A 22,932-nucleotide genomic window follows, 5' to 3' on the forward strand; every position below is an offset into this window, starting at 1 on the left:
GGGCCAGCGTCCCCCTACCTGGCCTGGTGAGCCGGCAACCTCACGTCCATGCGGTACGGAGGCGGTCGCACTCTTCTGCGGTCACCGGCAGTACGACGCCGTGACAGGGGTCTGTCGGCAATCGATAGTCCTGGGACGGGATCCACCGGCCGCCGGCGAGGTCGGTTGTCTCGAAGGGGACGTAGCGGCGTTGTGGCGTGAACTCGTCGATCCAGAGGTACCACTTCTCCTCGGTGTTCGACTTGTACACCAGCGGACCTTCGCCCTGGACGATCGTGCCCAGGCCGATGCCCTCGGCCAGCGACTTCCAGTCGGCGGCCGTCAGCGAAGTCGAGGTTTCGGAGAAGATCGACTTACCGAGCGGCGCGTCACCACTGCGGCTGCGTTCGTCCTTCAGGATGCGGTAGTAGACGCCCTCGTGGTCGATCACAGTGGCATCGATCGTCTGCCATCCTCGGTCGATCCACACGCGCGGCTCGGAGAACTCGCGGAAGTCTCGAGTGGTCGCACACATGATCCGGTTGTAGCTCGCGCCCTCATGTTCGGGGTTGTCGTACAGCGTCGAGGACCAGTGGACGAGGTAGCCGTCTTGCCCTTCCGGCGAACGGACGAGGTGCGGGTCGCGGACGCCGCGTTCGCCCAAGGTGGAGCACAGCACCGGCGTTCCGTCGTTGAGTTCGCGGAAGTGCAGCGGGTCGTTGCCGTCGCTCACGGCGAAGTAGATCTGCTCGCCGTCGGCTGATTCGCGTTTGAAATGCGCGTACAGATAGCCCACGTACTCGGGCCTGTCGCTGGATGTCATTGGACTCAAGCGGCGTGGAGGTCGAGAGCGAGGCAGTTGGCGACCTCGAGCGGCGCCTGCTCGGGCAATCGGACGACCAGGATGCCGTGGGCGTGCTCGAAGGGTACGGCGCCGTGGCCGAGGAGACGGACACCAGTCACCGATTCGCCGGCCAGGCTGCGAATCACGGCGCGCCCGTCGTCCGGCCAGGCCAACTGGAAGGCGTACACGGTGTTCTCCCGGCGGGTGAACCGGTAGTCGGAATTCGTCCAACTCACCCGGTCTTCGGTGAAACCGTCGATGATCACACTCGAAGGCCCCTCACCGAACACCGTGAAGGGTCGCGTGCCGTAGATGCCCTCACCGCAGACCTTCATCCAGGCACCCAGGTCGTCGAGCAGTTGCGTGCATTCGAGGTCGAGCGATCCGTCCGGCAGTTGTGGCACGTTGAGCAGGAGGTTCCCGTTCTTCGACGCGATGTCGACGAGCAGCTCCACCACGTGGCCGGCGGTCTTGTAGACGTCACGAACGTTGTAGAACCAGTCGCCGACCGAAGTGTCGGTCTGCCATGGCAGCGCGTGGATGCCGGGCGTCTGACTGCGCTCGATGTCCATCACACCGACCACGCTCACCTGAGGCCGGCGGTCCTTCTGCTGGTACACGGCACGGTTCGTCCCATGGATCCGCGCACTGGTGTTGTACAGGTGGGCGACCGCGGTCAAACCGGACGTGTACTCGGCCTCGCCGAACGGCAGCGGGCCGTCGGAGTAGAGCAGATCGGGCTGGTACCGGTCGATCATCTCGGTGACCGCCTCGAGCCAGTACGTGTGCCAGGCAGGATCCTGGGCGTACCACGGGTCCTGCACCGGGGTGTCCGCCGCCGGAAGAAACCTGGCGTTGTCGAGGTAGAGATCCCCGTACGCCGGATCGGTCCCGTCGTACGGCACACCGGCGAGCGGCCCGTGCTTGTCGCTGCCCTTGTTGGCCGCGAACCAGGTCAGCGCGGCACCGAGATGCTCGGTGATCCCGAACGGCAGTCCACGCTCCTCAGCGGCGGCTTTCCACAAGCCCACGATGTCCTTGCCCGGGCCGACCTTCGCCGAGTTCCAGGGGTTCACCGACGACTCGTAGTTGAAGAAATTGTCGTGATGGACGGCCTGCGCGACGAAGTACCGGGCACCGGCCGCCACGAACCGGTCCATCAGGTCACCCGGATCGAAGCGCTCCGCCTTCCATTGCCGGACGACGTCCTTGTAGCCGACCTCCGACGGGTGCCCGTACGTCCGCAGGTGGTACCGGTACTGCTCAGAGCCTTGTCGATACATGTGCCGTGCGTACCAGTCACCGTAGCGAGGCACCGACTGCGGGCCCCAGTGCGCCCAGATACCGAGCTTCGCGTCCCGGAACCAGTCCGGGCATTCGAACGTGGCCAGGGACTCGAAGGTTGCATCGAACGGCACTGGTCGCTCCTTGTCAGCGATAGGACGGTGGACCGGCCGGCGTACTCCGGCCGGTCCAGGGTTGATCTACTTGTTGGGCATCTTGTCGTACGCGGCCTGCTGGATCTCCAGGTAGCGCTTCAGACCGAGCCCGTCGAGACCCTTGACGTAGGCGTCCCAATCGCTGTCGATGTTCTTCGAGCCGGTGACGAACTGGAGTGCGTTCTGCTGCACGTAGCTCTCGATGTTGGTCTGCAGCGTCGCCATCTCGTTGGCCAGGGTCGGATCGATCCACACCTTCCAGTACGGATAGATCATGGACTTGTCCTCGTGGCCGGCGTACAGCTTGGTTGCCTCGAACAGACGGCGCTCATAGCCTGCCTGCGAGTAGAGGTCGGTGCTGATCGCCTCGGAGTTCCGATAGGTCGCGTTGTTGTTGTACTGAGCCAGCGCCTGCCAGCCCGAGTTCGGCGGCTTTGCCCCTGGCTTCTGCGGAATCTGCTTGTAGACCGGCTTGAGCGACTTGTCGAGCGCGACGTCACCGGGCTCCGGCTTCATCCACGTCTTGCCCTCCTTGCCCCAGAACGCGTTGATCTGGCCCTGGTCGGTGAACATGTAGTCGAGCAGTTTGATCGCCTGGATCTGCTCCTCCTGCGTCGCCTTGCTGGTCAACACGAAGGTCGCGCCGGGCGCACTCGGGAAGTTGTAACCGGTGAAGTTCGCCCCGCCGGGTCCGGTCAGCGGCGGTACGACGTCGTACTGCATGTCCCGTCCGTCCGGCGAAGGGGTGCTGACGAAGATCCCCGGGTGCAGCGCGGTCGCGGCACCGAGGACCACCGACCCGGCGTGGTTGCCCTGCTGCTGCAGGGCGTCCGGGTTCTGGGTGAAGGCGCCCTTGTCGATCAGGCCTTCCTTGTACAGCGAATTCAGGTATTTCAGGCCATCACGCCAGCCATCCTTGTTCGCCTGCATGTCGACCTTGCCGTCGTTGAGGACCAGCGTCGACTGGTTGTTGCCGCTCGTGCCTTGGGGGTCGTAGATAAAGGCGTTCATGAAGTACGGGATCAGCACGTCCCGCACATCGGCACTGAGCGGGATCTCATCGGCCTTGCCGTTGCCGTTGGGATCCTGGGTCTTGAACGCCTGCAGCACCTTACGCATGTCCTCGGTGGTCTTCGGCTGCTCGAGTCCGAGCTTCTTCAACCACGCCGAGTTCATCCACAACTTGTCCTGGTACGTGCAGTGGAAGCAGTCCACCCACTGCGGCATACCGTAGATCTTGCCGTCCGGCGCGGTCGCCATCGCCTTCCACTCCGGGGTGGAGTCCAGCGCCTTCTTGATGTTCGGCGCGTACTGGTCGATCAACTGATTCAGCGGCACGACGACGCCCTGGTTGGACAGCTTGAGCAGGTCCGCCTGGGTGAACTGGTCGACCCACGGGATCAGCAGATACAGGTCCGGATAGTCACCGCTGGCCAGGGAAATCTGCCGCTTCTCCTTGGCCGGACCACCGTCGAACGTCGAGGTCTGCCACTTGATGGTCAGGTTGAACTTCTCCTTCACCACCTTCGTGAAGTCGTTCGTGGCAAGGTTCCAATCGGCCGCCTGCGGTGCGAACACATCGAGGGTGACCGCCGGATTCCCGGTGACCGTGGGCAACGGCTTGGCCTGCTCGTCGTCCGAGCCGCCACCGGAACAGGCCGCAAGCGCGAGTGCCAGGAGACTGATGCCGGCGATCGCGGCACGCCTCCTCCTTCTGAACTGAACAAACATAGTTCCCTCACAGGGTAGAGGTGATGCGGAGGTCAGCCCTTGACGGCGCCGATCATGATTCCCTTGGTGAAGTAGCGCGCGACGAACGGATAGATCAGCAGGACCGGCACGCTCGCGACCACGATCAGCGAGTACTTGAGCAGATCGGCCATTTGCTGGCGCTGGATGACGACAGAGGCGTCGACTGCTCCACCGCCGGTCGTGTTGAGGATGAGGATGTTGCGCAGGACCAGCTGCAGCGGGAACAAGTCCGGGTTCTTGAGATAGATCAAGGCGTCGAAGTACGAATTCCACTGCATGATCGCGTACATCAGCGCCACCACGGCGATCATCGGTTTGGCCAGCGGGATGACGACCGACCACAGGAAGCGCAGATCACCGCATCCGTCCAGCTCGGCGGCCTCGACCAGTTCGTCGGGAATCGCCGTCCGGAAGTAGGTGCGGGCGATGATGACCTGCCAGACCCCGATCGCCTGCGGGATGATCAGCGCCCACCGGGTGTCCAGCAGCCCGGCGGATTGAACCACCAGGTACGTCGGGATCAGGCCGCCGGTGAACAGCATCGTGAACAGGATCAGCGTCATCACGACATTGCGGCCGACGAGCGTACGCCGCGACATCGGATACGCGATCGCGATCGTCATCGTCACGCTGACGATCGTCCCGACCACCGTGTAGAACAACGAGTTCAGATACCCCTGCACGACCTGCGGGTTGGCGAAGACCGCGTGGTACCCGCGCAGTGAGAAGTCCACCGGCCAGAGCAACACCCGCCCGGACGACACAGCTTCGGGGCTGCTGAACGAGCTGGCCACGATGTACAGCAGCGGCAGCAGGACGACTGTGAAGAACACCGCCAGCAGCAGATACACACAGATCAGGAAGATCCGGTCGGTCCGCGGCTCGCGGATCCGGCGTGCCCGCGCCGCACGGCGCTCGCCCCTTTTACTCGGCACCGTTCTGGCTTCGGTCTGAGCGCTCATGACCACAATCCGTTCCCGGTGATCCGCTTGGCGATCATGTTGACCATCAGCAGCAGCACCAGATTGATCACCGAGTTGAACAGCCCGACCGCGGTGGCGCCGCTGAAGTCCGCGTTCAGCAGACCCGTCTTGTACACGTAGGTCGCGATGATCTCCGACTGGCTGAGGTTCAGCGGGTTCTGGAACAGGAACGCCTTCTCGAAGCCGATCGCCATGATGTTGCCGACAGCAAGCACCAGGATGATCACCGCCGTCGGCATGATGCCCGGCAGATCCACGTGCCGAATCCGCTGCAACCGGCTGGCACCGTCGATCCTGGCCGACTCGTGCAGCGCCGGATCAATGCCGGACAACGCGGCCAGGTAGATCACCGCGGAGTACCCGGTGGTCTGCCACACGTCGGACCAGACATAGATGTGCCGGAAGTAGTCCGGGTTCCCGAGGAAGTCGATCGCGGGAACGCCGAAGAACCCCAGACCCTCGTTGACGATTCCGAGTCGCGGCGACAGCACCAGGATCGTCATCGACACGACCACCACGGTCGAGATGAAGTACGGCGCGTACGTGACCAGCTGGACGGTGCGCTTGAACAGGCCGAGGCGGATCTCGTTGAGTGCCAGCGCGAGGATGATCGCGATCGGGAAGCTGGCCGCGACGGTGTAGACCGACAGGATGAAGGTGTTCTTCACCAGGGTCCAGAACACCGGGTTGTGGAAGAACAGGTCGAAGTTCTGCCACCCGACCCACGGGCTTCCCCAGATGCCCTTGGTCACGTTGAAACTCTTGAACGCCAAGACCGCGTTCGACATCGGGATGTACTTGAAGACCGCGAACCAGATCAGCGGCACGACCATCAGCAGGTACAGCGTCCAGTGGCGTTGAAGGCTGCGCCGCAGCCCCTTGATACCGGGACGCTCCCGCCGCTGTCGGCTGGACCGAGCTGGTGTCTCACCGGCCGGTGGCCGAATGGTTGTCAGGGTTGCCATGAAACCTCCTCGTCCGAACCGGCGATCAACTCGAGCTCACGCGGTGACCGACGCCGGCCGTCAATCTGACGGGCATCCGATCGCCGCCGCGGCGTACGACCCGCTCCTGGTCCCGATCAGCGGTCAGGACTGCTTCGACGCCGCTCGGCGTCCACGCGATGTCGACGGTGACTCCGCCGCGAGCCCTCAGGCCCGTCACCCGCCCGCTCGGCCATTCGGCAGGCAGGGCCGGCAGCAATTCGATCTCGCCGGTGTGACTCTGCAGCAGCATCTCCGCGATTCCCGCCGTCGCACCGAAGTTCCCGTCGATCTGGAACGGCGGATGAGCACAGAACAAGTTCGGGTAGACGCCCGCGCCGCTGCCAGGTCGCCCCGTCGCCGTGTCGTCCGCGGGCCTCAGGAACGCCCGGACCAGGCGGTGCGCGGCTGCTGCATCGCGAAGACGTGCCCGCAGATTGATCTTCCACGCGAGCGACCAGCCGGTGGCCTCGTCACCCCGCAAGTCCAGCGTCCGCGCTGCCGCGGCCGCGAGGACCGGCGTGCCGTCCGTCGTGATCGCATCGCCCGGATGGAGTCCGACCAGGTGCGACATGTGCCGGTGATGGGGATCTTCTTCGGGGAGGTCCGCCGCCCACTCCTGCAACTGTCCCTGGGCGCCGATTGGTGGCTCGGGCAGTCGCTTGCGGGCGGTGGAGAGCTCAGCGACAAGGGGGTCGACGACATCGAGCAGTACGGCGGCTTGTTCGACCCGCTGGAAGAGGTCCGAGGTGAGGGCCAGGTCCATGGTCGCCGACCGGGTCACCGACGCGGGCAGTCCATCGTCGGCGATGTAGTCGTTCTCCGGAGACGTCGACGGCGCCGTACCGAGACTGCCGTCCGGCAGCTCCACCAACCAATCGAGGCAGAACTCCGCCGCGCCCCGCAGTACGCGCCACGACTCGCCGAGGAACTCGAGATCGCCGGTGAACTCGTAGTGGTCCCACACATGACGGACCAGCCACGCACCTGCCATCGGCCAGTTCGACCACCGCGGATCACCCTCGACAGGCAGGGTCCAGCACCATGCGTCGGCGTTGTGGTGCGCGGTCCAACCGCCGCAGCCGTACCGCTCGCGAGCCGTACGACGCCCCGCCTGGGCAAGCTGATCGATATACCTCAGCAGCGGTTCGTGGCACTCCGACAGGTTGGTCGTCTCCGCCGGCCAGTAGTTCATCTCGGTGTTGATGTTGACCGTGAAGTTCGAACTCCACGGCGGCCGCAGGATGTTGTTCCAGATGCCCTGCAGATTGGTCGGCAGACCACCTGGTCGCGAACTCGCGACCATCAGGTAGCGGCCGTAATTGAAGATCAACGCAGCCAAGGCAGGGTCCTCGACGTCGACTGCCCGGGCCACCCGGACATCGGTCGGGAGCTCCGAATGCTCCGCCAACCCAGCCAGCTCGAGCGATGCACGACGAAACAGCCGCCGGTGATCCCTGTGATGATCGGTCACGAGCTCGTCGTACTCCCGCTCAAGTGCCGCCAGCACGGTCTGATCCGCGGCGAACCAGCACTCCTCCGCTGTCCGCGCCGGCGCCGTGAATGGACCGTCGTATCCGGTAGCGGTCGAGAGGATCAGGCTGATTTCTGTTGCACCTTCGACAGCGAGCTCGGAACCACTTGCAGAGATCTCGCCATCGGTCGTGGTGCGCAACGCGATGGCGGCTGCCATGCCGCGATCCTCGTCGTCGGAGTACCGGATCGGCTGCGGCACGTCGCGATGGGGAGGAGCGACATCGGCTGGAGCCTGCAGGAGCAGTCCGAGGCCGTTCTCGACTGCGTATGGACGCGACGGCAACTGGGAGGCGAGCCGGCACGTCAGCGCGAGTACCGGCTCGGACGCGGTCATTCGGTGGACCAGTACACCGTCCGGCGCGCTGACGAAGACCTCTTGCCGAACCCACACTCCCCCGATCTCGAACTCCGCCGTGGCCATCGCGGCGTCGAGATCAAGTTCCCGGCGATACTGCTCGCTATCAGCGGCAGCGGGTGTGGCGCCGGCGACGCGAACCTCGAGCAAGAGGTCGCCCAGCGGCAGGTACGCCTGTGAGTAGCCGGAGTGAAAACCGCGGGCCAACTCGTGGGCCCGGCGAATGTCGCCTGCCCTCAGCGCGTCGCGCACAGCCTGTACGGCGTCGGCGCCGGTCGCACCGAGCGGAGTCGACAACGACCGAGCGGTCTCGGGGCTGCCCGACCACAACGTCTCGTCGTTCAGTCCGATCCGATCCCTGCCGATACCGCCGAAACACATCGCACCGATCCGCCCGTTGCCGAGCGGCAATGCCTCCAGCCACGTTTCGGCCGGCCGGTCGTAGAACAGCCGCTGCGTGCCGGAGCGGTTCGAGCCCACCAGGTTGCCCATACCACTGTCCTCCGTCGAGACGACGAGGTATTAGTCCTATGAATTTCCGGGATCGTAGCGCTCGCTCGGACGTTGGTCCATACTGAACGACATCAAAGGCGGAGAAAGATCCCATCTATTACTGATCGTGAGGGGCCCAGCCATGCCGCGCATCACCTCGGTGGAGGTCATCGACGTCCGCTTCCCGACCTCGCTGACCCAGGACGGATCCGACGCGATGAACAAGGACGGCGACTACTCCGCGGCCTACGTCGTCCTGCACACCGACGACCCGAGTCTCGCCGGGCACGGCTTCACCTTCACCATCGGGCGCGGTAACGACCTGTGCGTCGCCGCCGCCGCTCAGCGCGCCGAGCCGCTGGTCGGCCGGGATGTCGACGACCTGTGCGAACACCCCGGCGCGATCTACCGGGAGCTACAGTCGGACAGTCAGTTGCGATGGCTCGGTCCGGACAAGGGAATCATCCATCTGGCCCTGGCCGCGGTCATGAACGCGGTGTGGGATCTGGCCGCGCGACGGGCCGGCGTACCACTGTGGCGTCTGCTGTCCGACATGTCACCCGAACAACTCGTCGAGGCCGCCGACCTGCGGTATCTCACCGACGTACTGACACCGGAACAAGCTGTCTCCCTGCTGATGCCGCAAGAATCGAGCCGCAAGCGACGAATCGAGGAACTCGAGGAATCGGGCTACCCGTGCTACACCACCTCCGCCGGATGGCTCGGATACTCCGACGCCAAGCTGCGCAGGCTCTGCGAGGAAGCCGTTGCCGCAGGCTACAAACACGTCAAACTCAAGGTGGGCGCCGATCTGGACGACGACATCCGGCGCTGCGGCATCGCCCGCGAGGTCCTCGGACCGGACGGTCACCTGATGATCGACGCGAACCAGGTGTGGGACGTGCCGCAGGCGATCGAATGGGTCAAGGCGCTGGCCGAGTTCGACCCGCTGTGGATCGAGGAACCGACCAGTCCCGACGACATCCTCGGTCACGCCGCGATCCGCAAGGCCGTGGCGCCCATCGGCGTCGCCACCGGCGAGCACGGGATGAACCGGGTGCTCTTCAAGCAGATGTTCCAGGCCGGCGCCATCGACTACTGCCAGCTCGACGCGGCCCGCCTCGGCAGCGTCAACGAAGTACTCGCGGTCTACCTTCTCGCCGCGTTGTTCGACGTGCCGGTCTGCCCACACGCGGGTGGCGTCGGTCTGTGCGAACTCGTCCAGCACCTCGCGATCTTCGACTACGTCGCCGTATCAGGCAGCCTCGACCGCCGCGTCACCGAGTACGTCGACCACCTGCACGAACACTTCGTCGACCCCTGTGTGATCCGCAACGGTGCGTACGTGCTTCCGGCCGCGCCCGGTTACAGTGCCGAGATGCACAGGGAGTCACTTCAGACCTATCGGTTCCCGGACGGCGTCTACTGGTCGTCCGGCACGGAACGAGACCCACGACGATGACCTCCGGCAAGGTGGTGGTCGAGAAAGCTCGTACACCCGGCACCTCCCAGACCGATGTCGTCATCGAGGGTATCCGGCAGATGATCATCGACGGCCGGCTCCGGTCCGGCGACCGGCTCCCGGTCGAGAAGGACCTCGCCACGGCCCTCGGCGTGTCCAGAAACCCGCTGCGCGAGGGGGTTCGCGCGCTGTCGATGATGGGAGTTCTCGAGACCCGGCAAGGCGACGGCACTTACGTCACCAAGCTGGAACCGTCGATGCTGCTCGCACCGATCGGATTCGTCGTCGACCTGCAGGACGGCAGTGGAACGCACCATCTGCACGCGGTACGACGGGTCCTCGAGACCGAGGCGGCTGCCCTCGCGGCGCAACAGATCGCGCCGGTCGACCTCGAGGCCGCGGCCGAACTGTTGCGCCACAACGAGGCCGAACTGAGGCACGACGAACCCAATCACGAGACGGTGATCGAGAACGACATCGCCTTTCACCGCATCATCGCGGACGCGGCCGACAATCCGGTGCTGGCGGCACTGATCAACGCGCTGGGTGGACGAACGATGCGGGACCGGCTGCGCCGATCGATTACCCAACCGGGCGCCGACGATACCGCCCACGGGGAACACCTCTCGATCCTCGCCGCGCTGACGGCGCACGACCCCGATCGGGCCCGGATCCGGATGGCCACCCACCTGTTCACGGTCGAGGACTACCTCCTCGAGACCCGCCGCCGAGCCGACGACGAAACGAGACCTGTGGATGAATCTCCTGCGCTGGAGCAGCCCTGAGCTCACACTGACCTTCGCTCTCGACAACGGTCCGGTGCGACTGATCGGCGTCGGCGAAGCCTCCCGGCCAGACCGCGATGATCTGGTCCCAAGCCAGCCGTTGGTCGAGGTGTCCGCCGTCGGGCACGGACTCTCGCCGAGCACCAACCGGCACGTCGACACCAGTCTCGGGCAACAGTTGCGCTACGTCCGTCACGAAGAAGGCGACGGGACGTTGCGCATCATCCAGGAGGAGCCCACCACGGGTCTGCGCGTCACCACTGTGTTCGAAGCCGGCGCCGGCGTACGCGCCTGGTCTGAAGCCTCGATGGCCGGCCCAGGCACGCTCGAGCTCACCTTCCTGTCGTCGCTGGTCGTCGGCCTCGCGTCGATCGACGCCGAGCTGTATTCCGCCGCCAACAGCTGGATGGCGGAGAACCGGTGGTCAAGCCGACCACTGCGCACTGAGGCACTGGCGAACATCGTCCGCGATCCGCATCATCACGTCGCCCGAAGCCGTGATGCGGTGACCAACACCGGCTCATGGTCGAGCGGGGAGCGGCTGCCCGTCGGTGTCCTGGTCGAGTCGGGTACGCCGTACGCCCTCGGCTGGCAGATCGAGCACAACGGGCCGTGGCACTACGAGATCGGCGAGACCCGGCGTGGCGGCTACTTGCTGCTCAGCGGCCCCACCGACCAGGAACATCAATGGAGTGTCGAGCTCACAGCCGACAAGCCGTTCACGACAGTGCCCGTCTCACTCGTCGCCGGAACGGATCGAGACAGTGTGTTCGCTGGACTCACCCGGCAACGCCGCGCCGTACGGAACCGGCGTCCGATCGACGATCGGATGCCGGTGATCTTCAACGACTACATGAACACCCTCGTCGGCGACCCGACGACCGAGAAACTCCTGCCGCTGATCGACGCGGCCGCGGATGTCGGCGCGGACTACTTCTGCATCGACGCCGGCTGGTACGCCGACGGCGACTGGTGGAACACCGTCGGAGCATGGCAACCGTCGACCACCCGCTTCCCGAACGGGCTCGCCGAGGTGATCGACCGGATCCGTTCACACGGCATGGTCCCAGGCCTCTGGCTCGAACCCGAAGTGATCGGCGTCCGCTCACCGATCGCACGCGAACTCCCCGACGAAGCCTTCCTCACCCGCCGCGGCGTTCGGGTCGCCGAGTCCGGTCGCTACCTGCTCGACCTGCGCAGCACAGCCGCCCGTAAGCATCTCGACGACACGGTCGACCGCTTGGTGTCCGACTTCGGCATCGGCTTCTTCAAGTTCGACAACAACACGATGACCGGCCCAGGCACCGACAAGGGCGGTACGTCGCTCGGCCATGGACTGCTCGAACACCAACGGGCGCTGCTCAACTGGCTCGACGGCCTCCACACACGCCACCCGGACCTGCTGATCGAGAACTGCGCCTCGGGCGCGATGCGGATGGACTACGCCATGCTGTCCCGCCTTCATCTGCAGTCGACCTCGGACCAGGAACATCCGTTGCTCTACGCACCGATCACCGCGGCCGCCCCCGCCGCCGTACTCCCCGAACAGGCCGGCCACTGGGCCTACCCGATCACGGGCACCACCCGCGAGGAGTTCACCTTCGCGCTCGTCAACGGCATCCCCGGCCGCCTCTACCTGTCAGGTCACCTCAACCGCATGACACCGGCCGAGCTCGACCTCGTCCGGTCCGCGCTGACCGCCCATCGCGCCATACTCGACGATCTGCACACACTCGTCCCCGCATGGCCACTAGGACTCCCGGCCTGGACCGACGAGTGGATCGCCCTCGCACTCAACGGCCCCGACACCTCCTACCTGACTCTGTGGCACCGCGGTCCCGGCCCGTCCGCCATCACCCTCCCGATCCCACGCTCGAGCATTGCCCCCCACTTCCCCACCGACCTCGGCGACTGGACCTACACCTGGACCGACGACGGACTCAGCATCACCACCAACACCCTCGAGCCCTCCGCCCGCGTCCTGCGCCTGACCCCCGCCAGGGAGTGAACATCACCGACTCTTCGCACCGAAGTGTCGAGGAGCTCGTCCCGCACTCACTCCGAACTCCTCAACGCCTACGAACGACGGCCGCCGCGCAGGGTGGCTCCGACTCGTACCATCCATGACATGGATGAGTCTCGCGATGCTTCCACGAACGCCGTCACCGCCGCGACCCAGGCAGACGTGATCGCCGACCTGCGGTCGCGGATCCGCGAGCGCTGGGAAGGCTTCTCGCCGGCCGCGCGGGCAGTCAGCCGGTCGCTGGCCGAGCGGCCGGCCGAGGAACTGCTCTTCCTGTCGGCGGCCGACCTCGGCGCCGAGACCAAGACCAGCAACGCGACGGTCATCCGCACCATACAGGCGCTCGGATACTCCGGCCTGGCTGAGCTGAAGGCGAAGATCGCGGCGCCGTTCACGCAGGCGAACCGGCCGGCGGTCCGCGCCCGCCAGCGGGTCGAGTCGACCGGTGGGGATCTCGAGAGCGTCTGGCACCAGGTGCTGGCGGAGTCGTTGGACCGGCTCGAGCTGATGCAGCCGACATTCTCCCTCGACACATACCAGCACGCCGTGCAACTACTGCTCGATGCGAAGCACACACTGACCTACGGCTTCGGTGCCTCGTTCGTGGCCGCGGATCATCTGGCCCTGGTCCTGCGGCGGGTGGGGCTCCGGGTGACGGCCCTCCATGCCGGGGGCTTCCGGCTCGCCGACGACCTCCTCGCGATCGGGCCGGGTGACGTGGTCGTCCTTTTCGCGCCCGGCCGCTCGGTCGTCGAGGTCGAAGTCCTGTTCGACCGCGCCCGAGAGGTCGGGGCCGCGACCGTACTGGTGACCGAAGACCCGAGCAGCAAGCTCGCCCACGAGGTGACAGTCACACTCCACTCCCCGACGACGCCCACCGGCCTGACCGGCGAACCGCTGACCTCGATCGTCGTCGGGGACGTGCTGGCGCAAGGCGTCGCGACCCTGGAGGCCTCCCGGTCTGTCGAGGCGTCCGAGCAACTCACGGCCCTCCGCCGGCGACTCGGTTTCTGACCTCGTCCCACCGCTGTAACCCACGATTGCTCACCAATTCCGTAGCTGCTACATTGGTCACCAATCGTAGGAAGGTGGCTGTGCGTGGGCGACCTCGACCTGGCGGGCCGAGCCGCGGTGGTGACTGGGGTCGGCGGACCACGTGGCATCGGCTTCGCGGTGGCGAGGGCACTGAGCGCCCGTGGTGCGTCGCTCGTCATCTCGGCGACCGGCGACCGGGTCCACCAGCGTGCAGCCGAACTCCCCACCGGCACCCTTGCCATCTCCGGCGATCTGACCCGGGACCACACCGCCATGGAACTTGTCCGAGCCGCTACGTCCCGGTTCGGCCGGCTCGACATCGCCGTCAACTGTGCGGGCATGACCTCGACCGCTCGTCCGGAGCCGGAGTCGGGAGCAGTCGGGCAGCTGTCGTTCGAGACGTGGCGGGCGAGCCTGTCACGCAACCTGGACTCGGCCTTCCTCTTCGCCCGCGCCGTCATGCCGGCGCTCGAGGAGTCCGGCGCCGGGCGCCTGGTGATGGTCGCCAGCCTCACCGGACCGGTCATGGGCATGCGCGGCGAGGTCGCGTACTGCGCCGCCAAGGCCGGCGTGGTCGGGCTGGTCCGAGGACTCGCGCTCGACTCCGCGGTCGCTGGGGTCACGGTCAACGCAGTGGCCCCAGGGTGGATCGCCACCGACTCACAAACGCCGGACGAGCACAGGCAGGGGCTCCGGACCCCGGTCGGCCGGAGCGGTACCCCGGAGGAAGTCGCCGGCCTCATCGCCTATCTATGCTCACCGTCCTCGTCCTATCTCACCGGCCAGTGCGTCATCATCGACGGCGGCAACTCGATCGCGGAGGAACGTGCATGACCCAGTCCTTCAACTTCTTCGAGGAAGCGGCTCTCCCCGCACCGGAGATCACCGTGGCCCAGGCGCTGGAGTACGTGCGGGACACGTACGGCATCGAGGGCGAGGTCACCGAACTCGGCAGCCAGCAGGATGCGAACTTCCTCGTCGGCGCGGCGGCCACCAAGTACGTCCTGAAGGTGTCCAACGCCGCCTTCACGCGCGAGGATCTGGCAGCGCAGGATCTCGCGGCCGCCCGGGTCGCCCAGCACGAGCCTGACATTCAGGTCCCCGTGGCGATCCCCGGGGCCGACGGCTCGACCGTGCAGCCCGTCACGCTCGGCGGCCGGCCGACGTACGCACGGCTGGTGACCTTCGTGGCCGGCGACGTCCTGAGCAACAGCAGCTACCTCGCGCCCGAGGTGGTCGCCGCCCTGGGCGATCTCGCCGCTCGCACCTCGCGCGCGTTGGCCGGCTTCGCCGGCGAGGTCCCGCCCCGCTCGCTCCAATGGGATCTCCGGAACGCGGCCGAGGTGGTGGCACGGCTGGCCGACTTCGTGACCGTGCACGGCGGACCGGACGCCGCCCGCGCCGCGGCGAGGACAGCCGCCAAGGCGCTCGCGCCGTATGCCGGAAACCTGCCACTACAGGCCATCCACGGCGACCTGACCGACGACAACGTGATCGCCACCGTCCACGCCGACGGGCGTCGCCGGCCGGTCGGCGTCATCGACTTCGGCGACCTCGCGGAGAGCTGGTCGATCGCCGAACTCGCGGTGACCTGTACGTCGCTGCTGCACTACTCCTTCGATCCGTCGACGATGCTCCCGGCGATCGTCGCGTACGACCGGATCCGGCCGATCTCCGACGACGAACTCGCGGCGCTCGGGCCGCTCGTCGTACTGCGGGCCGCCGCGCTGATGGTGAGTGGTCAGCAGCAGACGCAAGTCGACCGCGACAACCGGTACGCGACGGAGAACCTCGCGCGCGAGTGGAGCATCTTCGAGCGGGCGACCTCGGTTCCGCTCGAGGTCCTGACCGAGCTGATCCGCGCCTCGGTGCGACCCCGGAAGGAGCACCGGACTGCCGACGGCTCCGCCCTGCTGTGGATCGACGACCAGCCCGTCGTTCCGGCTCAGCTGGATCTGTCGGCGACGAGCGCCGACCTGCACGACGGGCGGTTCCTGCTCGACGGCGCGGAGGCGGCCGCGGCTGCGGCGGCGATCAAGCGGGCCGGATCGGCGGCCGTGGCTGTTCCGTTCCTCCAGCCGCGGTTGACGCGTACTCGGCTGAACTCGTTCGAGGCTCCGGCTTCCATCGGTCTTGGCGTCGAGGTATTCGCAGGACGAGAGCTGGAGATCCGGGCGCCGTGGCCCGGGGTGGCGCAGCGGCAGGACGACACCGTGGCGCTCAGGGGCCCGGACGGTGTGACCTTGTGGCTCAGCGGTGCGGACGTTACTGCTGAGGGCGCTGTCGAGACCGGCGACGTACTCGGTCGGCTGGCATCGGAGGCCGCGCTGTGGGTGCAGGTGAGTGACCTCGACGCTCAGCCGCCGTTCTTCGTTCCGGCAAGTCTGGCCGACGCGTGGGCAGAGTCGTGCCCGGACCCGACTGCCCTGATCGATCCGGCCGGGGTCCGCACTCTGCCAGCCACCGATCGCGAGGCATTGCTGGATCGCCGCGATACCGCGTTCGCTCCTGTCCAGGAGCACTACTTCCGGGAGCCGCCGCAGATCGAGCGCGGCTGGCGGAACCACCTGTTCGACACCGATGGCCGGTCCTACCTCGACATGGTCAACAACGTGTCGATCCTCGGCCACGGGCATCCGCGCCTCGCCGCGGCGATCGAACGGCAGTGGCGTCTGCTCAACACCAACTCGCGTTTCCACTATCGCGCGGTCGTCGAGTTCTCCGAGCGCCTCGCAGCGCTACTGCCCGACCCCTTGGACACAGTGTTCCTGGTCAACAGCGGCACCGAGGCCGACGACCTCGCCCTCCGGCTCGCCTGGGCCAACACCGGACGGCGTGACGTCGTTGCGGTCCGAGAGGCCTACCACGGCTGGTCCGACGCCACCGACGCCATCTCGACGTCGGTCGCCGACAATCCCAACGCCCTCGATTCCCGGCCCTCGTGGGTCCACACGGTCGCCGCACCGAACGCCTACCGCGGGCAGTACCGAGGAGCCGACGCAGACCGGTACGGCGAGGATGCCGCTGCCTACATCAACGAGCTGAGCGAGGCCGGCCGCCCGCCCGCTGCGTTCCTGTCCGAGTCGTTCTACGGCAACGCCGGCGGCATGGCTCTCCCGGACGGCTATCTCCAAGAGATCTACGCCGCGGTACGGCGGGCCGGTGGCCTATGCATCGCCGACGAGGTCCAGGTCGGATACGGCCGCCTGGGTGACCATTTCTGGGGCTTCGAGCAACAAGGCGTCGTACCGGACATCGTCACGGTGGCGAAGGCGATGGGCAACGGGCATCCGCTCGGTGCGGTCATCACGACGGCTGGGATCGCGGCGGGCTACCGCAGCCAGGGATACTTCTTCTCGTCGGCCGGCGGCAGTCCGGTCAGTTGTGTCGCCGGCGTGACGGTCCTCGACGTACTTCGCGACGAACAACTGCAGGAGAACGCGCGCGTGGTGGGCGACCATCTGCGGGCGCGCCTGCTGGAGCTCGCCGACCGCCATCCGATCATCGGCGCCGTGCACGGGATGGGGCTGTACGTCGGTGTCGAACTCGTCCGCGATCGCACAACGCTGGAGCCTGCACCGGCCGAGACCGCAGCGATCTGCGAGCGGATGCGCCGGCTCGGCGTGATCATGCAGCCGACGTCGGATCGCCTGTGTGTACTCAAGATCAAGCCGCCACTGGGCATCAAGATCCCCGACGCCGATTTCTTCGCCGACACACTTGACCGCGTTCTCACCGAAGGGTGGTAAAGCTGCCACGCCCGTGCGGAACCCAGATCACCAGTCCCGGGTCAGTACCTCGTCGAGGACCTCGGTGAACAGTTCGGCGTCGGCCGGCGTGAAGGCGAGCGGTGGCTTGATCTTCAGCACGTTGCCGGCCGACCCCGTCGGATAGACCAGCATCCCCTCGTCCTTCATCAGCTCGCTGAGCACCAGCGCTTCCCGTGCCGCCGGCTCCTTGGTCACCCGATCACGGACGAGCTCGATGCCCAGATACATGCCGTGGGCGCGTACGTCCCCGATCAACTCGTGCCGGCCGGCGAGCTCGTCGAGCCTGTCCTTGAAGACCCGCCCGGTCTCAGCCGCGTGGGCCTGCAAGCCTCCCTCGGAGATCTCGTCGAGTACGGCGGTCCCGATCGCACACGAGACCGGATTGCCGCCAAAGGTGTTGAAGTACCTCATCCCGGTGTCGAAGGCGTCGGCGATCTCCCGGGTTGTGACGACGGCCGCCATCGGATGCCCGTTGCCGATCGGCTTGCCCATCGTGACGATGTCCGGAACAACACCTTGGCTCTGGAATCCCCAGAACACGTCACCGAAGCGGCCGAAACCGACCTGGACCTCGTCGGCGATGCAGAGTGCACCGGCGGACCGGACGGAGGCGTGGGCCCGTTCGAGGTAGCCATCCGGATAGAAGATGCTGCCGGCCGTGCCCATCGCCGATTCCGCGAGGAAGGCAGCCGGCGGCGTACCCAGCGCGGTGAGCCGATCGACCTGCCGCTGGACGTCGGCGGCGTACTTGCTGCCCGCGTCCGGATCGTCGTACCCGAAGGGGCCGCGATAGCGGTTGGGTTGCTGTACCTCGTGGGTGGTTGGATCGGGACCGGTGCCCCCAGGGCCCTTGTAGCGGTTCGGGCTGAGCCCGGTGATCACCGAGGTGTTGCCGTGATAGGCCCCGTCGACCACCAGGACGTCCGAGCGCCCGGTGACCGTGCGCGCGATCCGGACGGCCAGGTCGTTGGCCTCGCTCCCGCTGCAGACCAGGAACACGACCCCCAGTGGATCGGGCAGCAACGCGGTCAGCCGTTCGGCATACTCGGCGATGCCCGGGTAGAGGAACCGGCTGTTCGTGTTGAGCCGCCGGAGTTGCGCGGTCGCGGCCTCGACGACGCGGGGATTACTGTGGCCGACGTGGCTGACGTTGTTCATCGCGTCGAGGTAGCCACGGCCGAACTCGTCGTACAGCCAGGCGCCCCGGCCGCCGACGAGATTCATCGGCCGGTCGTAGTACGAGCGTTGCGACCGGGCGAACCGCACGTTCCTCGTCGCCAGCACCTTGTCGGCCGTCCAGTCCGTGGCGCCGCCAGGCCGGGCACCGAGTCCGAGGAACTCCGACGGATCGGGCGAGACGATCGCCCACGCAGGCGCCTCGGAGGGCGCGACCAACTGCCTCCCACTGACGCGTGCTGTCTCGTGGGAACGGAAGATCGCTACGCGGAGGGTTGCCTGCGCGTCACCGATCGGGTCACCCGCGGCCACGGAGGCGCCGGCCGACAGCGACGAGTCGAGTCCGGTCCATCGGGACCAGATCGTCTCCGCGCCCTCGTGTCGCAGGATCAGGTACGGCGTATCACGCTCCTCCACGACCGCGGCATGAGGCGCGACGACCTGAAACGGCCGTGAAGCCGCAATCTCCACGCCGAGCCTGAGCGTTGCCGCCTCACCCGACGCGGTCGTTCGCCGCACGACTGTGCCGGCATCGGCCTGCAGATGACGACCCAGCCGGGCGTGGTGATCACGGCCGACCGGTTCGTGCGCGGGCGCGAAGGGCACGAGGTCCAGGCCGGGCGCCAACCATCGACCGCCGGCGCCCGGCACCGGCCTCCCCGGTTCGACCGGAGCGCCGGCCGCCGAGCGAACGACGAATTCGCCGACCTCCGGTGGGGTTGTCGCGAGGAGAGCGATCGCCGGCCAGGTGTGCTTCATCCGCTCGTGGCCGTACGACGGACCGCTGTCCGCACAACGCTTCATCCACGTGACGGCGTTGACGCACAGCCTGGTCGCGGCCAGCGGGTAGAGCACGGAGAGCTCGTCCTCGGTGAGCTCGAGCTCCGCGGCGTACCCGCGGATCACGGCCGCGGCCGCGCTCAGCGGATTCGCTGTGCGCAGCATCGAATAGGCGACCGCCACGGCCAATTCGCCGATCCGCACGGTGTACAGCGCGTCGGCGAAGTCCAGTACGGCGTGCACATGGTGGCGACCGTCTGTCCCCGGCCGGGCCAGCACGTTGAAGTCGTTGAGATCCTGGTGGACGACCGACTTCGGAAGCCCGGCACGGTGACTGTCCATCGCCCGGTCGAACCACCCGACGATCCGCCGGACCTGGGCCTGCCGGGACGGGTCCTCGACCGCATCGATGCCGTCGGCAATCGCCTCCGGCGACCGCAGCACATCCCAGTGATGAGTCGTTGCCCCGGGCAATCTGGTGGCCGGCGCGAGCGCCTGGACCATCCGAGCGGCGGTCAGGCCGAGTTCGCCCCTGAGCTGTGGGGAATGACTGTTCAGGTCGGACAAGGTCCGACCGGCCAGCCACGACTGAACCGTGACGATCCGGCGCGTGCCGTCGCGGTCGATCGCAACGGCGGTATCTCCGTTGCACGCGGCAACTGCCGTGGCGACGTGAACCGATCCGAGGACACCCGGCCGACCGGCAAGTGCTTGCAGCCCCTGCCGCCAGCGGATCTCGTCAGCATCGGCTCCGGGCGAGGAGATCTTGACGACGACGCGGGATCCGTCGGAGAGGTCGACAGCCACGTTCTGATCGACTTCGCCGCCCAACGGCGACTGTGCGACCGCCCGGAGACCGAACTCCTGGGCGAGAACTTCGGCGATGCTCGCCTGGCTCCATTGCTGCACGGGAGAACTGGACTCGACAGTGCTCATCACGCCCCACACGATTGGTGAACAATGCACCAATGCTACCATGGCTGTGGTGCGCGGTAGAGTGCGCTGGAGCTTTGCGCAGCTGAGAGGGGAAGCCGCATGCCGGTCGACGGACGAGTCTCGATGCTGAATCGCGGTACGACCGCCGAGGAAGTCGCGGCCCTGCTTCGCGAGACGATCATGGACGGCCGGCTGAAGCCGGGCGAGCAACTGCGCGAGGAAGGCTTGTCAGCGCAGTTCGACGTCTCCCGCCGGACCGTCCGGGACGCGCTCGGCATTCTGGCGCGGGAGCGGATCGTGCGGCACTACCGGCACAAGGGCTCCCGTGTCGTGTTGTTCACCGAGGAGGACATCCACGACCTCTACCGCGTCCGGAAGACGCTGGAGAGCAGCGCCGCGGCACTGGCTGCCACGCTGACCGATGCACAACTGCAGCGGCTGACCGAGGCCTTCGACCAACTCGCGGAGGCGACGACCTCCGGCCGTGCCCAGGCGATCGTGCAGCGCGACCTGGAGTTCCACCAGGCGGTGGTCGGCCTGATCGGCAGCACCCGGGTCGACGACTTCTTCGCCGACATCGCGGTCGAGATGCGCTTCGCGCTGTCGATCCTGGAGACGACCTACCGGGAGTCGACCCATCGGCCCGCCGAGGCACTCGACGAGCACCGGGCCATCTGTCAGGCGTTCGTGCGCCGCGATGCCGCCGAAGCCGGCCGCCTGGTCCAGGAGCACGCCGAGTCCAACGAGAGACTCCTGGTCGACGTGGTGGCCTCGACAGACATCACGGCTCTCGCACGCTGACCGTCGTACCGGCGCTGTTGCCAGTGACGGCGTGGACCAGGCGGCCGCCGAGGTACGTGCGCTCGACGCTCGCCCTGAGCAGAACCTCGGGAGCGCCGGCACGGATGTCCTCGCTGAGCACGACGAGGTCGGCGAGTTTGCCCGGGGTGATGCTTCCCTTCACGTCCTCCTCGTGCGACGAGTAGGCGGGGTTGGCGGTGTAGGCGAGCAGCGCCTCGTCGACGGTGATCGCCTGGTCGGGGTGGAACGGCTCGCTCTGCGCTGAATCGCCGGCCTTGCGGGTGATCGCGGCGTACATGTTGCGGAGGGGATTGATCTCGGCGACGTGCGACTTGTTGAACGCTCCGGGGAGGTCCGAGACCAGGTTGACGGTGATGTCGCTGTCGATCATCCGGCGCCAGGCGAACGCGTTCGCGGAGCGGGCGAGGCCGAGCGCCTGGTCGAGGTTCGCGGAGTAATGCAGGAGTTGGTCCGACGTCACGTCGGCGACCAGTCCCAGCTCGCCGGCGCGAGCGAAGTCGTCGGCTGCCAGGTGCCAGGCGTGGATCAGCCGGTGCCGCCGGTCGCGCGGGCCGTTCAGGAGCGCCGCCCGTTCGAACGCGTCGATCGCGATCCGGCAGCCGCGATCGCCCTGGACGTGGACGCCGATGTCGAAACCCGCCGCGTCACCCGCCAGTACGAGCTCGGCCAGCCGTTCCTCGCCGACGAAGCGGTACGACCAGCCGTCGGTCAGGCCGGTACCTGATGCGTCCGCGAGGTCGAACGGCGGAAGCATCGCACCGCTGTCGACGAAGATCTTCAGGGCCCCGAAGCGCAGCCAGTCGTCACCAGTCTTCGGCGTGACGCCGTGACCGGGCAGCCGGTCATGGGTGTCGAGCGGGAGGAAGGCGTAGACGCGGACGGACAACTCACCGCGGTCCGCGAGGGTCTGGAAGATCTGCGCATTCGAGAAGCTGCGCTCGAGGTAGACGGGCGGGATCGTCTCGTCGGTCACCAACGGCAGCCGCGCGATGTCGTGGACAGAGGTGATCCCGACCGCATTCAGCCCCGCCATCACGCCGCGCGCACCGAGCAGCTTCTGCTCCAGCGACATCGGGGTGACCAGCCGGTGCAGGAACTCACCGGCCTGTCCGTAGAGCATTCCGGTGAGTTCGCCGTCGGCGTCCCGGCCGAACCTGCCACCGCGCGGGTCCGGCGTCTCGCGATCGATGTTCGCGACGTCGAGTGCCTTGGAATTGGCGAAGTACTGGTGGTCGGCACGGCGGATCAGCAGCGGGTTGCCGGGCGTCAGTGCATCGACCGCGGCCAGGTCCGGCTCGAGCAGCGTGACGGCCTCCTCCCGGGTGGAGGCGAAGTCACCGAGATCTCCCCCGGTGATCCAGACGCCGGGCGTCAGTCGCGCAGCCGTGGCCGCGACGCGTTCCTCGAGCCGAGCCTGGTCGTTGACGTCGGTCAGTGCGACCTGGAAGTGCCAGTCGACGGCGTTCTCGAAGTGCGTGTGCGCATCGTTGAAGCCTGGGCACACCATCCGTCCGGCCAGGTCGACCAACTCCGTGGCCGCGCTCGCCAGGGGCAGGATCTCGGCGTCCTCGCCGACGCGGGCGATGCGGTCCCCCGTGACCGCGATCGCGGAGGCGAGCGGATGGTACGGATCGGCGGTCCACACGATCCCGCCGTACAGGATCAGGTCGACTGGCTCGATCGTGGGCGGTGGAGTGGTCATCCGCTGTGGCTCCTCACCTGGATTACAGGTCCGTTGTCCGCAAGGTCTGGACAGGACCGTAATAGCCGTTACAGTATT

General features: G+C 66.9%; 15 protein-coding genes. 7 read left to right on the forward strand and 8 right to left on the reverse strand.

Going from position 1 to position 22,932, the window contains the following annotated elements:
* Positions 1-40: 40 nt before the first annotated feature.
* The 6 genes from OG817_RS25880 to OG817_RS25905 form a co-directional block, all read right to left on the reverse strand.
* Entirely contained in the window at positions 41-802 is a 762-nt protein-coding gene (locus tag OG817_RS25880; protein WP_406047217.1) for a glycoside hydrolase family 43 protein, read from the reverse strand.
* A 5-nt stretch (positions 803-807) separates the two neighbouring features.
* Positions 808-2,241, reverse strand: a complete 1,434-nt coding sequence (locus OG817_RS25885) for an alpha-L-fucosidase (protein ID WP_406047218.1) — start codon at positions 2,239-2,241, stop codon at positions 808-810.
* 66 nt (positions 2,242-2,307) lie between these two features.
* Positions 2,308-3,993, reverse strand: a complete 1,686-nt coding sequence (locus tag OG817_RS25890; protein ID WP_406047219.1) for an ABC transporter substrate-binding protein — start codon at positions 3,991-3,993, stop codon at positions 2,308-2,310.
* A gap of 32 nt (positions 3,994-4,025) precedes the next feature.
* Positions 4,026-4,976 (reverse strand): carbohydrate ABC transporter permease, encoded by a 951-nt coding sequence (locus OG817_RS25895; RefSeq protein WP_406047220.1) that lies wholly within the window; start codon positions 4,974-4,976, stop codon positions 4,026-4,028.
* Entirely contained in the window at positions 4,973-5,962 is a 990-nt protein-coding gene (locus OG817_RS25900) for an ABC transporter permease (protein ID WP_406047221.1), read from the reverse strand. Before OG817_RS25900 ends, OG817_RS25895 begins: the two co-directional genes overlap by 4 nt.
* A 25-nt stretch (positions 5,963-5,987) precedes the next feature.
* Positions 5,988-8,363: a glycosyl hydrolase family 95 catalytic domain-containing protein gene (locus OG817_RS25905; protein WP_406047222.1), complete on the reverse strand. Its 2,376-nt coding sequence runs from the start codon at positions 8,361-8,363 to the stop codon at positions 5,988-5,990.
* 142 nt (positions 8,364-8,505) lie between these two features.
* Between OG817_RS25905 and OG817_RS25910 the strand changes: the two genes are divergently transcribed.
* From OG817_RS25910 to OG817_RS25935, 6 genes are all read left to right on the forward strand, one after another.
* Positions 8,506-9,825 carry an L-fuconate dehydratase gene (locus tag OG817_RS25910; RefSeq protein ID WP_406047223.1) on the forward strand — a complete coding sequence of 440 codons (1,320 nt, stop codon included), beginning with the start codon at positions 8,506-8,508 and terminating at the stop codon, positions 9,823-9,825.
* Positions 9,822-10,610 carry a FadR/GntR family transcriptional regulator gene (locus tag OG817_RS25915; protein WP_406047224.1) on the forward strand — a complete coding sequence of 263 codons (789 nt, stop codon included), beginning with the start codon at positions 9,822-9,824 and terminating at the stop codon, positions 10,608-10,610. The genes OG817_RS25910 and OG817_RS25915 overlap by 4 nt, the downstream gene beginning before the upstream one ends.
* Positions 10,582-12,618, forward strand: coding sequence for a glycoside hydrolase family 36 protein (locus OG817_RS25920; RefSeq protein WP_406047225.1), 2,037 nt, complete (start codon positions 10,582-10,584; stop codon positions 12,616-12,618). The genes OG817_RS25915 and OG817_RS25920 overlap by 29 nt, the downstream gene beginning before the upstream one ends.
* 120 nt (positions 12,619-12,738) lie before the next feature.
* A complete protein-coding gene (locus OG817_RS25925; protein WP_406047226.1) occupies positions 12,739-13,647 on the forward strand; it encodes a MurR/RpiR family transcriptional regulator in 909 nt (302 codons plus the stop codon).
* 84 nt (positions 13,648-13,731) lie between these two features.
* Positions 13,732-14,502 carry an SDR family NAD(P)-dependent oxidoreductase gene (locus OG817_RS25930; RefSeq protein ID WP_406047227.1) on the forward strand — a complete coding sequence of 257 codons (771 nt, stop codon included), beginning with the start codon at positions 13,732-13,734 and terminating at the stop codon, positions 14,500-14,502.
* Positions 14,499-17,417: an aminotransferase gene (locus tag OG817_RS25935; protein WP_406047228.1), complete on the forward strand. Its 2,919-nt coding sequence runs from the start codon at positions 14,499-14,501 to the stop codon at positions 17,415-17,417. The genes OG817_RS25930 and OG817_RS25935 overlap by 4 nt, the downstream gene beginning before the upstream one ends.
* A 27-nt stretch (positions 17,418-17,444) precedes the next feature.
* Here OG817_RS25935 and OG817_RS25940 read toward each other — a convergent pair whose 3' ends face one another.
* Positions 17,445-20,330, reverse strand: coding sequence for an aminotransferase class III-fold pyridoxal phosphate-dependent enzyme (locus OG817_RS25940; protein ID WP_406047229.1), 2,886 nt, complete (start codon positions 20,328-20,330; stop codon positions 17,445-17,447).
* Positions 20,331-20,429: 99 nt separating this feature from the next.
* Here OG817_RS25940 and OG817_RS25945 point away from each other — a divergent pair, with 99 nt between their 5' ends.
* A complete protein-coding gene (locus OG817_RS25945) occupies positions 20,430-21,131 on the forward strand; it encodes a GntR family transcriptional regulator (protein WP_406047230.1) in 702 nt (233 codons plus the stop codon).
* Here OG817_RS25945 and OG817_RS25950 read toward each other — a convergent pair.
* On the reverse strand, positions 21,112-22,854 hold the full coding sequence (locus OG817_RS25950; RefSeq protein WP_406047231.1) for an amidohydrolase: 1,743 nt from the start codon (positions 22,852-22,854) through the stop codon (positions 21,112-21,114). The genes OG817_RS25945 and OG817_RS25950 overlap by 20 nt on opposite strands.
* Positions 22,855-22,932: the final 78 nt, after the last annotated feature.

This window comes from Kribbella sp. NBC_00889 (assembly GCF_045207705.1).
In the GTDB taxonomy this organism is placed as follows: domain Bacteria; phylum Actinomycetota; class Actinomycetes; order Propionibacteriales; family Kribbellaceae; genus Kribbella.

Excerpts from the sequence above, each read along its gene's own strand:
- OG817_RS25880 (WP_406047217.1), bottom strand. The coding sequence starts at position 802 with ATGACATCCAGCGACAGGCCCGAGTACGTGGGCTATCTGTACGCGCAT.
- OG817_RS25890 (WP_406047219.1), bottom strand. The coding sequence starts at position 3,993 with ATGTTTGTTCAGTTCAGAAGGAGGAGGCGTGCCGCGATCGCCGGCATC.
- OG817_RS25895 (WP_406047220.1), bottom strand. The coding sequence starts at position 4,976 with ATGAGCGCTCAGACCGAAGCCAGAACGGTGCCGAGTAAAAGGGGCGAG.
- OG817_RS25900 (WP_406047221.1), bottom strand. The coding sequence starts at position 5,962 with ATGGCAACCCTGACAACCATTCGGCCACCGGCCGGTGAGACACCAGCT.
- OG817_RS25905 (WP_406047222.1), bottom strand. The coding sequence starts at position 8,363 with ATGGGCAACCTGGTGGGCTCGAACCGCTCCGGCACGCAGCGGCTGTTC.
- OG817_RS25910 (WP_406047223.1), top strand. The coding sequence starts at position 8,506 with ATGCCGCGCATCACCTCGGTGGAGGTCATCGACGTCCGCTTCCCGACC.
- OG817_RS25915 (WP_406047224.1), top strand. The coding sequence starts at position 9,822 with ATGACCTCCGGCAAGGTGGTGGTCGAGAAAGCTCGTACACCCGGCACC.
- OG817_RS25920 (WP_406047225.1), top strand. The coding sequence starts at position 10,582 with ATGAATCTCCTGCGCTGGAGCAGCCCTGAGCTCACACTGACCTTCGCT.
- OG817_RS25925 (WP_406047226.1), top strand. The coding sequence starts at position 12,739 with ATGGATGAGTCTCGCGATGCTTCCACGAACGCCGTCACCGCCGCGACC.
- OG817_RS25935 (WP_406047228.1), top strand. The coding sequence starts at position 14,499 with ATGACCCAGTCCTTCAACTTCTTCGAGGAAGCGGCTCTCCCCGCACCG.
- OG817_RS25940 (WP_406047229.1), bottom strand. The coding sequence starts at position 20,330 with ATGAGCACTGTCGAGTCCAGTTCTCCCGTGCAGCAATGGAGCCAGGCG.
- OG817_RS25945 (WP_406047230.1), top strand. The coding sequence starts at position 20,430 with ATGCCGGTCGACGGACGAGTCTCGATGCTGAATCGCGGTACGACCGCC.
- OG817_RS25950 (WP_406047231.1), bottom strand. The coding sequence starts at position 22,854 with ATGACCACTCCACCGCCCACGATCGAGCCAGTCGACCTGATCCTGTAC.